Origin of the sequence: Nioella sediminis (assembly GCF_001879695.1) — a bacterium.
GTDB classification, from domain to species: domain Bacteria; phylum Pseudomonadota; class Alphaproteobacteria; order Rhodobacterales; family Rhodobacteraceae; genus Nioella; species Nioella sediminis.
Window position 1 is genome coordinate 16,365 of sequence record NZ_MNBL01000032.1, and the last position, 15,489, is coordinate 31,853.

The 15,489-nt window shown below is 64.7% G+C and carries 12 protein-coding genes; all 12 read left to right on the forward strand.

The features are described 5' to 3' along the window. Positions 1-3 precede the first annotated feature (3 nt). Positions 4-351, forward strand: coding sequence for a hypothetical protein (locus tag BKY26_RS03785; RefSeq protein ID WP_131541761.1), 348 nt, complete (start codon positions 4-6; stop codon positions 349-351). Beyond that, on the forward strand, positions 348-2,867 hold the full coding sequence (locus tag BKY26_RS03790) for an ABC transporter permease (protein ID WP_071689073.1): 2,520 nt from the start codon (positions 348-350) through the stop codon (positions 2,865-2,867). The genes BKY26_RS03785 and BKY26_RS03790 overlap by 4 nt, the downstream gene beginning before the upstream one ends. 72 nt (positions 2,868-2,939) lie before the next feature. Then, on the forward strand, positions 2,940-3,737 hold the full coding sequence (locus tag BKY26_RS03795; protein ID WP_083431309.1) for a metallophosphoesterase family protein: 798 nt from the start codon (positions 2,940-2,942) through the stop codon (positions 3,735-3,737). A 106-nt stretch (positions 3,738-3,843) separates the two neighbouring features. Next, entirely contained in the window at positions 3,844-4,572 is a 729-nt protein-coding gene (locus BKY26_RS03800) for an Ldh family oxidoreductase (RefSeq protein ID WP_158514295.1), read from the forward strand. Between the two features lie 36 nt (positions 4,573-4,608). Continuing rightward, positions 4,609-5,577: a LysR family transcriptional regulator gene (locus tag BKY26_RS03805; RefSeq protein ID WP_071689075.1), complete on the forward strand. Its 969-nt coding sequence runs from the start codon at positions 4,609-4,611 to the stop codon at positions 5,575-5,577. 563 nt (positions 5,578-6,140) lie between these two features. Further along, on the forward strand, positions 6,141-8,066 hold the full coding sequence (acs, locus tag BKY26_RS03810) for an acetate--CoA ligase (protein WP_071689146.1): 1,926 nt from the start codon (positions 6,141-6,143) through the stop codon (positions 8,064-8,066). A 10-nt stretch (positions 8,067-8,076) separates the two neighbouring features. Further along, positions 8,077-8,763, forward strand: coding sequence for an adenylate kinase (locus BKY26_RS03815; protein WP_071689076.1), 687 nt, complete (start codon positions 8,077-8,079; stop codon positions 8,761-8,763). 102 nt (positions 8,764-8,865) lie between these two features. After that, positions 8,866-9,126, forward strand: a complete 261-nt coding sequence (locus BKY26_RS03820) for a DUF4212 domain-containing protein (RefSeq protein ID WP_071689077.1) — start codon at positions 8,866-8,868, stop codon at positions 9,124-9,126. Between the two features lie 14 nt (positions 9,127-9,140). Further along, a complete protein-coding gene (locus tag BKY26_RS03825) occupies positions 9,141-10,925 on the forward strand; it encodes a sodium:solute symporter family protein (RefSeq protein ID WP_071689078.1) in 1,785 nt (594 codons plus the stop codon). Positions 10,926-11,030: 105 nt separating this feature from the next. After that, positions 11,031-12,845 carry a DUF294 nucleotidyltransferase-like domain-containing protein gene (locus BKY26_RS03830; RefSeq protein WP_071689079.1) on the forward strand — a complete coding sequence of 605 codons (1,815 nt, stop codon included), beginning with the start codon at positions 11,031-11,033 and terminating at the stop codon, positions 12,843-12,845. A 16-nt stretch (positions 12,846-12,861) separates the two neighbouring features. Next, positions 12,862-13,392 carry a hypothetical protein gene (locus BKY26_RS03835; RefSeq protein WP_071689080.1) on the forward strand — a complete coding sequence of 177 codons (531 nt, stop codon included), beginning with the start codon at positions 12,862-12,864 and terminating at the stop codon, positions 13,390-13,392. Positions 13,393-13,469: 77 nt separating this feature from the next. Next, on the forward strand, positions 13,470-15,473 hold the full coding sequence (locus BKY26_RS20600) for a 3'-5' exonuclease (RefSeq protein ID WP_071689081.1): 2,004 nt from the start codon (positions 13,470-13,472) through the stop codon (positions 15,471-15,473). Positions 15,474-15,489: the final 16 nt, after the last annotated feature.

Here is a 15,489-nt window from a genome sequence, read left to right on the forward strand (position 1 = left end):
CGGGTGGAGAAATACCCTGTGATCGGGCAGATCACCCGCAACCCGGCGGGGCAGCTTACCCTGATGCCAGAGCAGAATCTGGACCGCGAGGGAATCCTTTACCTTGTCGAACGCATGGCCCCGACAGATCGGCGTCTGGCCGTGCCCGGCGGAATGCTGCGCTTTGCGGAATCGGGGCGGCTGATGGCGATGCTCGCCCGTGCCCTGCCTGAATGTCACGCGGCACTGGATGAGGGTGCCGTGATTGACGCCCGCTTCCGGGACATCACAGAGCCGATGGAGGCCGGGTTTACCGTGCATGAAATACAATCCCGGCTTGCCCCGCCTTGGAACCGGGGGCTGCGCAGATGAGGACCGCCTTCCGCATTGCGGCCCGCGACCTGCGCGGGGGGCTGCGCGGCTTCCGCATCTTTTTGGCCTGCCTGACGCTCGGGGTGGCAGCGATTGCCGCCGTGGGCTCGGTCCGGCAGGCGGTGCAGACCGGGCTGGAGGAAGAAGGCGCGGTGATCCTGGGCGGCGATGCCGAGATGACCTTCGTCTACCGCATGGCGACGGAAGAAGAGGCCGCCTGGATGGCCGCCCGCGCGCTGGCGGTGTCCGAGACCGTCGATTTCCGGTCCATGGCGGTGGCTGAAGTGGATAGCGAAACGGTGCGCGGCCTGACGCAGCTGCGCGGCGTTGACGGCCGCTATCCGCTGTATGGCGAGGTCGGGCTTGACCCGGCCATGACCATCACGGAGGCGCTTGCCACGACCGACCTGCCCGGCGCGGTGATGCACCCGACGCTGATCGCGCAGATGGGGCTGCAGATCGGGGATCGTGTGACCTTCGGGGTGCAGGAGTTCGAATTGCGGGCGGCGCTGACCCATGAACCCGACATGGCCGGTGGCAATTTCGGCCCCGGCCCGCGCACTCTGGTGCGGCTGGATGCGCTGGAGGGTTCCGGCCTGCTTGGCCCCGGAACGCTCTATAACAGCCAGTATCGCCTTGCGCTGCCAGAGGGCACCGATCTCGAAACGCTGGAGACCGAGGCGCGCGACCTCTTCGCCGACAGTGGCATGCTCTGGAAAGATTCGCGCAACGCCGCCCCCGCCCTTGGCCGGTTCGTCGAACGGATCGGCGCGTTTCTGGTGCTGGTGGGGCTGGCGGGGCTGGCCGTGGGGGGCGTGGGCATTTCGGCGGCCGTGCGCAGTTACCTGACCGGAAAGACCGAAACCATCGCCACGCTGAAAACCCTCGGGGCCGAGCGGCGCCTGATCTTCACGGTCTACCTCCTTCAGATCGGCGCGATGACCCTGCTTGGGCTGGTGTTCGGGTTGGTCCTCGGGGCGGTTCTGCCGCTCGGGCTTGCGCCGCTGATCGCGGGGGCGCTGCCGGTTCCGGCTGACTTCGGGTTCCACCCCGCGCCACTGGCCGAGGCGGCACTCTATGGCGCGCTGACGGCGCTGATCTTCACCCTCTGGCCACTGGCCCGTGTGGAGCAGGTCCGCGCCGCCGCGCTTTACCGCGAAACGGCAGGGCTCGCCCGTCTCTGGCCGCGCTGGCCATTTCTCCTGATCATCGCCGGGCTGGCGGCGGCCCTGATTGCGCTGTCCGCATGGCTGTCCGGTATCCCGCGCCTGGCCTTCTGGTCCGCAGCAGCGATCCTGTCCGCGATGATCATCCTCGTGCTTGCCGCCAGCCTTGTGCGCCTGATCGCGCGCCACGCAGCCCGTCATACACGCGGCCACCCGGCGCTGCGGATGGCGCTTGGGTCTATCGGCGCACCGGGATCGGAGGCTTCCAGCACCATCCTGTCGCTCGGGCTTGGATTGTCTGTTCTGGCCGCCGTGGGCCAGGTCGACACCAACCTGCGCGCCGCGATCCAGCAGGATTTGCCAGAGGTCGCGCCCGCCTTCTTCTTCGTCGATATCCAGCCCGACCAGATCGCCCCCTTCCTGACGGCGATGGACACCGACCCGGACGTCACCCGCGTGGACAGCGCGCCGATGCTGCGCGGGGTTATCACCCGGATCAACGACCGCCCGGCGGCAGAGATCGCGGGCAACCACTGGGTGATCCGGGGCGACCGGGGCCTGACCTACCGCGCAGACGCCCCGCCCGCGCGCGAGATCACGGACGGCGCGTGGTGGCCAGAGGATTACGATGGCCCGCCGCAGATGGCCTTTGCCGCCGAGGAAGCGCTGGAAATGGGCATCGGCCTTGGCGACAGGATGACCGTCAATGTCCTGGGCCGCGACATCACCGCGACGATTGTCGCGCTTCGGGAGGTGGATTTCTCAAATGCCGGGATCGGCTTTGTCATGACCCTGTCGCCCAATGCGCTGGCCGGGGCACCGCACACCCACATTGCGACGGTCTATGCAGACCAGCAGGCTGAGGCCGACATTCTGCGCGAGGTCGCCGCGATCGGCCCCAACATCACCGCGATCAGCGTGCGCGACGCGATCGACCAGGTGGCGCGGGCCTTGTCGGGCATCGCGGCGGCCACGTCCTGGGGGGCGGCGGCGACGTTGCTGACCGGCTTCATGGTGCTGATCGGCGCAGCGGCGGCGGGCGAACGCGCGCGGGCCTATGAGGCGGCGGTGCTGAAGACGCTTGGCGCCAGCCGCGCGCGCATCCTTGGCAGCTTCGCCCTGCGCTCGGCACTTCTCGGCATGGCGGCGGGTGCGGTGGCCGTGGCGGCAGGGGGGTTGGCCGGATGGGCCGTGACGCGCTTCGTGATGGAGACCGACTTCGCGTTCAACCTGCCCTCGGCCCTGGCCATCACGCTTGGAGGCGCACTGGCAACCTTGCTGGCCGGTTTGGCCTTCGCCCTGCGCCCCCTGGCCATTCGCCCCGCCGCAATCCTGCGCAGCGAGGGCTGAAACCGGCGAAGCTTTGCCACAGCGCCGCCATACCCTCTTGTTTTTCCTGCCTCGCCAGAGCAAGTGCTACTCATGATCCGCCGCCTGCGCAGCATATTGTCCCGTCCAGTCAGCGACGCATCCCCCGCCCCCGCGCGGGATGCCCTGCCGCGCCCGGAATTCGCCACCTATGTCATCGGCGATCTGCACGGGCGGGCCGACCTGCTGGAACGGGCGCTGGACCGGATCGACGAACATGTGGGCCGGACCGGTGCCCGCAACCCGCAGGTGGTTTTCGTCGGCAACTATATCGACCACGGCCCCGACAGCGCCGCGACGCTGACCCGGGTATGGGAACTGTCCAAGGAACTGCCGAAGAACGTGACCTGCCTGATGGGCAATCACGAACGGATGCTGCTGGATTTCCTGTCAGACCCCAAGACACGCGGCCCCCGTTGGCTGCGATCCGGCGCGCGTCCGACGCTTGACAGCTTCGGCCTTCATACCAGCCAACTGGAACCCGGCTGCGCGCCGGAACTGTTCCGGCAAGAGGCGCTTGCGCTGCGCAGCCACATGTCGCCCGCGCTGCTGGACTGGCTGGACAACCTGCCCCTGTCCTGGAACTCCGGCAATCTCTGGGTCGTCCATGCCGCCGCCGATCCGCAGCATGCGATGCAAGACCAGTCGCCCCGCGTCCTGCTGTGGGGCCATCCCGAATTCGACACCCGGCCCCGGTCGGACGGCACCTGGATCGTGCATGGCCATACCTCCGCCGAGGCGCCGGTCAGCACCGAAGGCAGGATCTGTGTCGATTGTGGCGCTTGGGAAACCGGGCTGCTCTGCACCGCCGCGATGCTGCCCGATGGGCGCTATGAATTCCTCTACGCCTGATCGCGCGCGGAATTTCTTAACCTTTTCGGGCCATGCGCCGTGGACAGAGGCGCCCCGCTGTCTCTAAACTCCTGCGGGCAAGGTTCCTGAGTAGTGAGTGCCGCCGGTGAAAGACATTGGCGAACGTGACATCCTGGCCCCCGGCGACATCGAAGCGCTGGTCTTGGATGTGTTTTTGCGCGCGGGCCTTACGGCTGACAGCGCAGCCCCCGTCGCGAGATCCATCCGCCACGCCGAAACCGCCGGGTTGCGCCGCCTCGGTCTGGGGCTGGTTCCGCATATGGTGGAGCATCTGCGCTGCGGGCGGGTCAATGCGGCCGCAACACCCCACATGGTGGATAGCGGACCCGCTGCCCTGACGGTCGAAGCCGATGGCGGCTTCCCCTGCCCCGCGGTCGCGATCTGCCTTGAAACGCTATGCAACCGCGCCCTGACCCATGGCATCGCGGTTCTGTCCGTGCGCAACGCCTATCCGGTCGGTGCCGGGCGTCTGTTTCTCGATCATTGCGCGGCGCGGGGACTGGTCGGGTTCGCCAATATCGCCGGGCTCGTGGCTCGCGCCGCGCCCAATGGCAGCATGGTGCTGGAGATCGAGCAGCGTCAGCTTGGCCTGTCGCAGTCGTCACCGATGATGCAAAGCCGCGTTGTCCCTGACCGGGGGACAGGTCGCACCGTCCCCTTCGAAGGCCCGCTCGGCCCCGCCTTCCGGTTGCATCACAGTTTCGTCGCGGTCCGTCCTTCGCTTTGGCATCACGCCCCGGACCCGCCCGTCGCAGTGCAGAATTCCGGTATCGCGGTTTCCCCCGTCCTGTTAGAAAAGATCATCAACGCCTGAGGCATGATCGCCTCGGGCAGAAGGTGACAAGATCAGATGGGCGGCGTTCTGAAAGGTGTTTCGATCCGGGGGCTGGAAGTGTTCGAGGCCCTCGCGCAGACCGGGTCGGTCGGCGAAGCCGCGCGCCGTTTGGGCATGAGCGCACCCGCCGTGTCCCAACAGTTGAAGAACCTCAACACCGCAGTCGGCGTTCCGCTGGTCGATCAGGGCCGGCGACCAATGACGCTGACCCCCGGAGGCCGCCAGTTCCTGCGCCATGTGGAGGCCGCGCTTGGTGCCCTGCGTACCGGCCAGCGCGACCTGACCACGCTGGATCTGTCCGATGTCTCTTCGCTGCGCATGGGGATCATCGAGGATTTCGAGAACGAGGTCACCCCGACGCTGACCGCGCGGCTTGCGGAAACCATGCAGAACTGCGTGTTCCTGCTGAACACCGGCGCCAGCCACACGCTGCTGAACCGCGTGACCCGGAACGAACTTGACCTCGCGATTTGTGCCGAGGGACGGGAAAACCCGCCGGGTGCCATCATCCATCCTCTGCTGGACGATCCCTATATCCTTGCCATACCGAAGGGCACCAGCCTTGCGAACGGGCTGGAGGGGCTGTCGCATCTGCGCTTTCTGCGCCGCGATCAGGCACAGGTGATGGGCCGCCAGATCGAGGAGATGCTCCAGCGGCAGGGTCAGACACTTCCCAACAGGTTCGAACTGGATTCCAACCAGTCGATCAGCGCGCTTGTGGCCGGGGGCCACGCGTGGACCATCACCACCCCGCTCAGCCTGCTGCGCGGCGGACGTTTCCTTGACGGGATAGATGCCCGCCCCCTGCCCTTCGCGGGAACCTCGCGCCGGATCTCGCTGTGTGCCACCGGCGACTGGTCGGGCGATATTCCGCGCCAGATCGCGGCCATCGCCCGCGACCTGATCGAACAGCATTTCACGGCGCCGGGGCTAGACCTGATGCCGTGGTTGCAGGGAGAGTTCAGGATTCTGTCCGACGACTGATTGCCAATGATTCCGGCAAGCCAGGTCGCAACACGGCTGCCACAACATCTGTTTCACCTTCCCTCCCCGCCTGATCTGACTGTGTAGAAAAGAAAACCACTGGTACCGTCGGGCTTTTGGCGATCACGGTTCCTGACTATCCATTTGAAAAAGAATATTTTTAAGGTCGACTTGTAAAAATATTTACAGTCCGCACCGTGCCTTCCGAAAATCAGTTACAGAAACCTTTAAATCGCTCAGCAAACAATTCTCCAGTTCACGAAATTTTGTAATGTTCAGATCAGGGAAAACGCAACTTATGCACCCTCTTCGGCAAATACCGCCGACCGGAAGGAGGAAACTCCGGTTCACGCGGCAGCCCGAAGCAACGGTTGGGGGAGGCTAACCAGAACATTCAGCCCTTTCGGGCCCCGCGCAGGACCAGCCAAACCGCAAATTGGCCCCTGTCCGAATATGCAGGACACGTGGAAAGCAGCAGTTTTCCGCCCCGGTTCGACGTGTCATCTGTTTGGGACAAGAACCGAAACTCTTTAAGGGAGAGACCATTGCCCAACGATACGAACATGATGCCCGACCTTCTGCCCGGCGCTCATATCGACAGCACCAAATACGCCGACATGTATGCGGCCTCGATCAATGATCCCGAGGCCTTCTGGGGCGAACACGGCAAGCGCATCGACTGGATCAAGCCCTACACCAAGGTCAAGAACACCTCCTTCGCCCATGACAACGTGCATATCAGCTGGTTCGAGGACGGCACCACCAACGTCTCGGCCAACTGCATCGACCGTCACCTGGCCACCCGCGGCGATCAGACCGCGATCATTTTCGAACCCGATGAGCCGACCGACGAAGCGCAGCACATCACCTACAACCAGCTGTCCCAGGAAGTCGGCAAGTTCGCCAACGTCCTGAAGGAACTGGGCGTCGGCAAGGGCGACCGCGTCATCCTCTACCTGCCGATGATCCCCGAAGCCGCCTACGCCATGCTGGCCTGCGCGCGCATCGGTGCCATTCATTCCATCGTGTTTGCCGGGTTCTCTCCCGACGCCCTCGCCGCGCGGATCAACGGCTGTGATGCCAAGCTGGTCATCACCTCCGATGGCGCCCCGCGCGGCGGGCGTGTTACCGAGCTGAAGGACAACGTCAACAAGGCGATGCTGCATTGTGGCGACGACGTTCAGTGCCTGGTGGTCAAACGCACCGGCGGGCAGGTCGCATGGCGTGAAGGCCGCGATCATTGGTACAACGAGCTGGCCGAGCAGGTCAGCACCTACTGCATGCCGACCGAGATGAATGCAGAGGATCCGCTCTTCATCCTCTACACCTCCGGTTCAACCGGGCAGCCCAAGGGCGTGGTGCACACCACTGGCGGCTATCTGGTCTATGCCTCGATGACCCACCAGTACACGTTCGACTATCAGGATGGCGATGTCTTCTGGTGTACGGCGGATGTGGGCTGGGTCACCGGCCACAGCTATATCGTCTACGGTCCGCTCGCCAATGGCGCGACCACGCTGATGTTCGAAGGCGTGCCGACCTACCCCGACGCGGGCCGCTTCTGGGAGGTTTGCGCCAAGCACAAGGTCAACCAGTTCTACACCGCCCCGACCGCCATTCGCGCGCTGATGGGCAAGGGCACCAGCTTCGTCGAGAAGCATGACCTGTCCAGCCTGAAGCTGCTCGGCACCGTGGGCGAGCCCATCAACCCCGAAGCCTGGAACTGGTACAACGAAAACGTCGGCAAGGGCCGCTGCCCGATCGTCGACACCTGGTGGCAGACCGAAACCGGCGGTCACATGATGACCCCGCTGCCCGGCGCCCACACGCTGAAACCCGGCGCGGCGCAGCACCCGTTCTTCGGCGTCAAGCCGCTGGTGCTGGAGCCCACCTCGGGCGAGATCATCGAGGGCAACGGTGTCGAGGGCGTTCTGGTCATTGCCGACAGCTGGCCCGGCCAGATGCGCACCGTCTATGGCGACCATGACCGCTTCGTGAAAACCTATTTCTCGGACTACAAGGGCTACTACTTCTCAGGCGATGGCTGCCGCCGCGATGCCGATGGCGACTACTGGATCACAGGCCGCGTCGATGACGTGATCAACGTGTCCGGCCACCGCATGGGCACCGCCGAGGTCGAAAGCGCATTGGTCGCGCATGAGACCGTGTCCGAAGCCGCTGTTGTTGGCTACCCGCACCCGGTCAAGGGCCAGGGCATCTACTGCTATGTCACGCTGATGAACGACGAAACCCCGTCCGACGAGCTGAAAAAGACGCTGTCCGACTGGGTCCGCCAGGAAATCGGCCCGATCGCGAAACCCGATGTCATCCAGTGGGCCCCCGGCCTGCCCAAGACCCGCTCGGGCAAGATCATGCGCCGCATCCTGCGCAAGATCGCCGAGAACGACTTCGGTTCGCTTGGCGATACCTCGACGCTGGCCGATCCGTCGGTGGTCGACGAGCTGATCGAAAACCGGGCCAACAAGTAAGGCAGGGTTGATGAGCACCGACACCATGACCCGACCCGTCAACCTGATCCTTCTCGGCCCTCCGGGCGCCGGGAAGGGCACCCAGGCCCGCATGCTGGAAGAAAGCTTCGGCCTTGTGCAGCTGTCCACCGGGGACCTGCTGCGCGAGGCGGTTGCCGCTGGTACTGATGCCGGCAAGGCCGCCAAGGCGGTGATGGAGAAGGGCGAACTCGTGTCCGACGAGATCGTCATCGCGATTCTGTCCGACCGGCTGGACCAGCCCGACGTGACCAAGGGCACCATCCTCGACGGCTTCCCCCGCACCGAGGCGCAGGCTGCGGCGCTCGATACGCTGCTGGCTGACCGTGGCCAGAAGATCGACGCCGCCATCAGCCTCGAAGTGGATGACGAAGCGATGATCGCCCGCGTCTCGGGCCGCTACACCTGCGCGGCTTGCGGCGAAGGCTACCACGACGAATTCAAGCAGCCCGCCACGGCGGGAACTTGCGACAAATGCCAGGGCACCGAGTTCAAACGGCGCGCTGACGACAATGCCGAAACGGTGCGCACGCGCCTGACGGCATATCATGCCCAAACCGCCCCGCTCATCAGCTATTACGCCGCGCGTGATGCGCTGACGCGGGTGCCCGCAATGGGGGACATCGACGAGATCGCTGCCGACCTTGGCAAGATCGTCGGAGGAGTCACGGAAGGCTAACACGAGATTCGTCGCCACCTTGCTGGAGGGGTGGCGGCGATAAAAAGACCCGGACCGGTCGGGAGGGCAGGTTCGGGAAACCCAATCGAAGGGAGAACTCACATGGCTGACTCGCCATCTAACAACGAATACTGGTCGGCGAACATCCGTCTGGTCACCATCTGCTTGGTGATCTGGGCGCTTGCGTCGTTCGGCTTTGGCATCCTCCTGCGTCCGCTGGTCAGCGGCATCGCAGTGGGCGGCACGGACCTGGGCTTCTGGTTTGCTCAGCAGGGATCCATCCTGGTCTTCCTGGTGCTGATTTTCTTCTACGCCTGGCGCATGAACTCGCTCGATAAGCAGTTCGGCGTCGACGAAGAATAAGGACGGACCGACCAATGGATCAGACGACACTTAACTTCATCTTCGTGGGCGCGTCCTTCGCGCTCTATTTCGGCATCGCCATCTGGGCCCGTGCCGGATCGACCTCGGAATTCTACGCTGCTGGCCGTGGCGTGAACCCGGTTGTCAATGGTATGGCAACGGCTGCTGACTGGATGTCGGCTGCCTCGTTCATCTCGATGGCAGGTCTCATCGCCTTCACCGGCTACAACAACTCGCTCTTCCTGATGGGCTGGACCGGTGGCTACGTGCTGATGGCCATGCTTCTGGCGCCTTACCTGCGCAAGTTCGGCAAGTACACCGTGCCGGAATTCGTGGGCGACCGCTATTACAGCCAGACCGCACGCGTTGTGGCCGTGGTCTGTCTCATCGTGATCTCGACCACCTACGTGATCGGTCAGATGGCGGGTGCAGGCGTTGCGTTCTCGCGCTTCCTCGAAGTGCAGTCCGACACCGGCCTGATCATCGCGGCCTGTGTGGTTGCCGTTTACGCCGTTCTCGGCGGCATGAAGGGCATCACCTACACGCAGGTGGCTCAGTACTGCGTGCTGATCATCGCCTACACCATCCCGGCAATCTTCATCTCGCTGCAGCTGACCGGCAACCCGATCCCGGGTCTGGGTCTGTTCTCCAGCATGAACGAAGGTCTGCCCGGTGGCGTCGAAGCCGGCGTTCCGCTGCTGACCACCCTGGACGGCCTGCTGACCGACCTGGGCTTCAACGAGTACACCGCCACCACCAACCCCTGGCTGATGGCGCTTTACACCCTGTCGCTGATGATCGGTACCGCGGGTCTGCCCCACGTGATCATCCGCTTCTTTACCGTGCCCCGCGTTGCTGACGCTCGCTGGTCCGCGGGTTGGGCGCTGGTCTTCATCGCGCTGCTCTATCTGACGGCCCCGGCCGTTGGCGCAATGGCCCGTCTGAACGTCATCACCACCATGTGGCCGAACGGCGTTGAAGGCGAAGCCGTGGCAGTCGACGATCTGCCCGACTGGTTCCGCACCTGGGAAGTCACCGGTCTGCTTGGCGTTGAGGACCTCAACGGCGACGGCATGATCCAGTACTACAATGCTGGGTCCGAAGCTGGTGCAGCCCTGGCCGAAGCGCAAGGTCTGGAAGGCAACGAACTTGTCACCTTCAACCGTGACATCCTCGTTCTGGCCAACCCGGAGATTGCACAGCTTCCGGGCTGGGTAATCGGTCTGATCGCTGCCGGTGGTCTTGCAGCCGCTCTGTCCACTGCGGCAGGTCTGTTGCTGGCGATCTCCTCGGCGATCTCGCACGACCTGATCAAATCGACGATCAACCCCAACATCTCGGAAAAAGGCGAGCTCATGGCCGCCCGTGTCTCGATGCTGGTCGCGATCGTGATTGCAACCTACCTGGGTCTGAACCCGCCAGGCTTCGCAGCTCAGGTTGTGGCACTGGCCTTCGGTCTGGCAGCAGCTTCGCTGTTCCCGACCCTGATGATGGGCATCTTCTCGAAGCGCATCAACTCCAAGGGCGCGGTTGCGGGTATGCTGGCTGGTCTGATCTCGACCTGTCTGTACCTGTTCCTGTACCTGGGCTGGTTCTTCATCCCCGGTACCGCGATGCTGGACAGCAGCCAGTACCTGTTCGGCATCCCGCCGACCCACTTCGGCCCGATTGGCGCACTGTTCAACTTCGCCGTTGCCTACCTGGTGTCCAATGCCACCGAAGAGGTGCCGCAGGAGATCCAGGAGCTGGTGGAATCGGTTCGTATTCCGCGTGGCGCCGGCGCAGCCGTCGACCACTAAGGGATCGCCAAATCCCGGGGCCTGCGACACCGCAGGCCCTGTTCAAGACACCGGCGCATCCCGACAGTCCGGGGTGCGCCATTTCTTTCCGGGGGAACCCGTTCCATGCCTCAGACGATCCGAGAATTCCTCGCCCATACCCACCCCTATGACGGCCTGCCCGCCGAGGCGCTGGACAGGCTCGCTGTCACGGTGGAGGCGCGTTCGATCAAGGCCGACACCCAGATCTACAGCCATGGCGAGCCGCTTGAGGCCCTTTACCTGATCATTCGTGGCCGCGTGGACATTACCGACGACACCGGTGCCGTCCTGTCCATCCTCGGCCCCCGCAACACCTTCGGCGAACGCGGCCTGATGCGCGACGGGCTGGCCGTCACCTCGGCACGCGCCGAAGAGGACACAGACCTCATCGCCATCCCCGCCGCCATCTTCAAGGCGCTTGTGGCGGACCATCCCGGCGTCGCCAAGTTCTTCGACCGCACCCGCCCCGCCCGCGCCAAACGGCAGGACCTCGCAACCATGTCGCTGGCCGACATGATGACCCGCGATCCAAGGCAGGTTGCACCCGACACCCCCATTCTCGCCGCCGCGCAGGACATGCGCGATCATGGCGTATCATCGCTGATGATCACCGAGGGCGAGACGCTGAAAGGCATCGTCACCACCCGCGACCTGACCAACAAGGCGTTGGCCGAGGGGCTGCCCCATGATACGCCGGTGAGCCGCGTCATGACCGCCGATCCCATTGCCCTGCCCCCCTCCGCGCTTGTCTCGGACGTGCTGCACGCGATGGTCGAGCGGCGCATCACCCATATGCCCGTGGTCGAGGCCGGCAAGCTCGTGGGCATCCTGACCCAGACAGACCTGACCCGTTTTCAGGCCACGTCGTCGGCTGCGCTGATCCGAGAGATTGCCGACGCCCAAAGCTGCGCGGACCTGGCGCGGATCGTCGGGCGCATCCCGCAACTGCTGGTGCAACTCGTCGGTGCCCATAACGCCCACCACGTTGTCACAAGACTGATCACCGATGTGGGCGACGCCACCACCCGCCGCCTGCTGGCCATGGCAGAGGACAAGCTGGGGCCGCCTCCCGTTCCCTATCTCTGGCTCGCCTGCGGGTCGCAGGGGCGGCAGGAACAGACCGGCGTTTCGGATCAGGACAACTGCCTGATCATAGACGACGCGATGCAGCCCGAACATGACAGCTATTTCAAGGCGCTGGCGAAGTTCGTGTCGGACGGGCTGGATGCCTGCGGTTATTTCTATTGCCCCGGCGATATGATGGCGACCGCCGACCGCTGGCGGCAGCCGCTCAGCGTCTGGCGGGGCTATTTCCGCAAATGGATTGCCAAACCCGACCCCGAGGCGCAGATGCTGGCCAGCGTCATGTTCGACCTGCGCCCGATTGGTGGCGACGAAAGCCTCTTTGCCGACTTGCAGGCCAATACGCTGAAAAGCGCGGCTGAGAACTCCATCTTCGTCAGCCACATGATCGCCAATTCGCTCAAGCACACGCCGCCCCTTGGCCTATTCCGGGGCTTTGCCACCGTGCGCTCGGGCGAGCACAAGAACACCATCGACCTCAAGCATAACGGCGTGGTTCCCATCGTGGATCTGGGCCGCATCTATGCGCTTCAAGGCCAGCTGCCCGTTGCCAATACCCGCGCCCGGCTGGAAGCGGCGATAGAGGCGGGCAAGGTGTCCACCACCGGCGGGCGCGACCTGCTCGATGCCTATGACATGATCGCCGAAATCCGGCTGGAACATCAGGCCGCACAGATCCGCCGGGGTGAGAAGCCCGACAATTTCATGCCACCCACGGACCTGTCCGATTTCGAGCGCAGCCACCTGCGCGACGCTTTCGTCGTGGTCAAAACCATGCAATCCGCCGCCGGCCAGGGCCGTGGCATTCTGAGCTGAGGAGCACCCCCCGCCCATGTTCTGGACCCTTCTGACCGCTTTCGTCGCTGGCTTTGTCGGCGCCGGTACCGGACTGGCCCTACGCCACCTGAGCGGCAATCGCCTGCCAAAGGGGATCATTCCGGTTGCCGCCGGTCTCGCCATGATCGTCTCGACCATCGCTCTGGAATATGGCTGGTACAGCAATGTGCTGGACACGATGCCCGCCGATACGCAGGTCATCTCCGAACGCACGCAGCAGGCCTGGTATCAGCCCTGGACCTTTGTCAACCCATGGGTGCGGGGCTTCATCGCCCATTCACCCTCGGAAACGGTCGAAACCGCGACCGGCTCCGGCGTTCTGGCGGTGCAGATCCGCATCCACGAACGCTGGCAGCCCGAGGTCATCCGCCCGATCCTTGTCGACTGCGCCAATAGCCGCCGGGCCGACGTGAATGCCGAAACCGAATTCGGCGACGATGGCCAGCCCACCAATGCCAGCTGGCTGGAGGTAGAGGCCTCCGACCCGATCCTGCAATCCGTCTGCGGCGGGGGGGTCGCGGACTAACCCGATCCGGTCCGGGGCGACGCGCGACCGCCCCGATCCGCCACGCACCAAAGGGGCAAGGAGGAGGCCCCAACCACATGTTCACCCAGCTTTCCCTGCGTCTGCGCATCTTCCTCTTCTTCGCGTTCCTTGCCGTCGCGACCTCGGCCCTCGCCATCGCGGGGCTGACGCTTGGCTATATCCGTTTGGGCGAGGATCACGCTCTCTCTGCCTTCGTCATTGCCGGGCTGATTGGCGTCGTCGCCATCTTCGGTCTGACTACCTGGGTCTGGGTCCTGTTCGACGAAAACGTCGCCCGCCCGGTGGAACGGCTGGCCGCCGATATGCGCGCCCGCGCCCATGCGGATGTGGAGCAGGAGATCGACCACGCCCCCGCCCGCTACCTGGGCGACCTTGGCACCGCTGCCGCCGCCGTGACGGCCAACCTGACCGAAACGCGCAACGCCATGGCCATGGCCGTGGGCCGCGAAACCGCGCGGCTGTCGCTTGAGAAATCCCGCCTCGAAACCCTGCTGGCCGAAGCGCCCGATGGCGTCCTTTTCTGCACGCCCGATCATTCCGTGGTGCTCTACAATGCCCGCGCGGTGGAGATCCTGGGCCATACGGAGGCGCTCGGCCTCAATCGCCCCGTTCGCCACCTGCTGATGCCGGGGCCGATCCTGCAAGCCTATACCCGGCTGCTGGAGGCTGGCGAAACCGAGGGCGCCGACATCCTCTGTGCCACCCGCCGCGGTGCCCGACTGCTGGAGGCACGCATTCGGCTGCTCTATCTCGAAGGGCAGGAAACCAGCGGTCCGGGCTATGTGCTCAGCCTCCGCGACGTGTCGAAAGATCTCAAGGTTCATGCCGAACGCGCCACGCTGCTCGACCGGCTGATTGACGCGACCGATGACGTGCTCCCTGCCCTGCCGGAGCCGCAGAAATCCACCCTCAGTGAAACGCTCTCCGATATCGCCGCCCGCAAGGCCGCAACCGACACCCAGTGGTGGCCGATGGAGGCGCTGCCGCTCACCGATCTGGGCGCCGCCCTGCGCGCCCGTCTCGCCCGCAAGGACGTGGCGCTGACCCTCGACCTGCCCACCCGCCGCATCCGCTGCGACGGCTACGCGGTTACCCGAATGCTGGAACGTCTGGCGCTTGGATGGTCCGGCCAGGGGGCTACCGCCTTTACCCTGCGCCTCGCGCAACTGGGCGACAGCGCCGTGACCCTCAGCCTCGAATCCAACGCCCCCGCGCCCGACCGATCCGACCTGACAGACTGGCTCTCCGCCCCGCTTTCCCCCGGTTTCGCGTCCTTCTCGGGCGGTGACGTGCAGACCACCCATGGCACCCGCGTGACATTGGGCGACGGCGCAGAGGGTCGTTCCGCGCTACAGTTTTCTATGCCACTCGCCGCCCCCAAACAAACGCTTCCCGCCCGCGCCATCCAGTATGATTTCGACCTGCTGCACGCGGACCTGCCGAAAGAGCTGTCTCAGGCCCCGCTCAGCAAGCTGAATTTCGTGATCTTCGATACCGAGACCACCGGCCTCAACCCGCAGGTGGACGAGATCTGCCAGATCGCCGCCGTGCGTGTCGTGAATGGCCGGATCCGCCCCGATGAACGCTTCGACATGCTGGTCGATCCCGGCCGCAAGATCCCCACCGCCTCCACCGCCGTCCACCACATCACCAACGAGATGGTTCAGGGCGCGCCCGGTGTGGCAGAGGCGCTGACCCGCTTCCACCGCTTCGCCGACAATAACGTGCTGGTGGCGCATAACGCGCCCTTCGACATGGCCTTCCTGCAACGCCGCGAAGCCGAGATCGGGTTGCGCTTCGACCAGCCCATTCTGGATACGGTGCTGTTTTCCGCTATCCTCTTCGGCCAATCCGCTGAACACACGCTCGATGCGCTCTGCACCCGGCTCGCCATCACCATCCCCGAGGACGACCGCCACACCGCCATCGGCGACGCCATCGGCACGGCAGCGGCCTTCGCGAAAATGATTCCGATGATGGAAGCGGCAGAGCTGCCCACATTGGGGGCAACCATCGCCGCTTTCGACCGCCATGCGCGGCTCATTGGCCATCTCAATTGACCAAAGCCTGCGGGCC

Coding starts and splice junctions, on each gene's coding strand:
- BKY26_RS03790 (WP_071689073.1), top strand. CDS start 348: ATGAGGACCGCCTTCCGCATTGCGGCCCGCGACCTGCGCGGGGGGCTG.
- BKY26_RS03795 (WP_083431309.1), top strand. CDS start 2,940: ATGATCCGCCGCCTGCGCAGCATATTGTCCCGTCCAGTCAGCGACGCA.
- BKY26_RS03805 (WP_071689075.1), top strand. CDS start 4,609: ATGGGCGGCGTTCTGAAAGGTGTTTCGATCCGGGGGCTGGAAGTGTTC.
- acs (WP_071689146.1), top strand. CDS start 6,141: ATGATGCCCGACCTTCTGCCCGGCGCTCATATCGACAGCACCAAATAC.
- BKY26_RS03815 (WP_071689076.1), top strand. CDS start 8,077: ATGAGCACCGACACCATGACCCGACCCGTCAACCTGATCCTTCTCGGC.
- BKY26_RS03820 (WP_071689077.1), top strand. CDS start 8,866: ATGGCTGACTCGCCATCTAACAACGAATACTGGTCGGCGAACATCCGT.
- BKY26_RS03825 (WP_071689078.1), top strand. CDS start 9,141: ATGGATCAGACGACACTTAACTTCATCTTCGTGGGCGCGTCCTTCGCG.
- BKY26_RS03830 (WP_071689079.1), top strand. CDS start 11,031: ATGCCTCAGACGATCCGAGAATTCCTCGCCCATACCCACCCCTATGAC.
- BKY26_RS03835 (WP_071689080.1), top strand. CDS start 12,862: ATGTTCTGGACCCTTCTGACCGCTTTCGTCGCTGGCTTTGTCGGCGCC.
- BKY26_RS20600 (WP_071689081.1), top strand. CDS start 13,470: ATGTTCACCCAGCTTTCCCTGCGTCTGCGCATCTTCCTCTTCTTCGCG.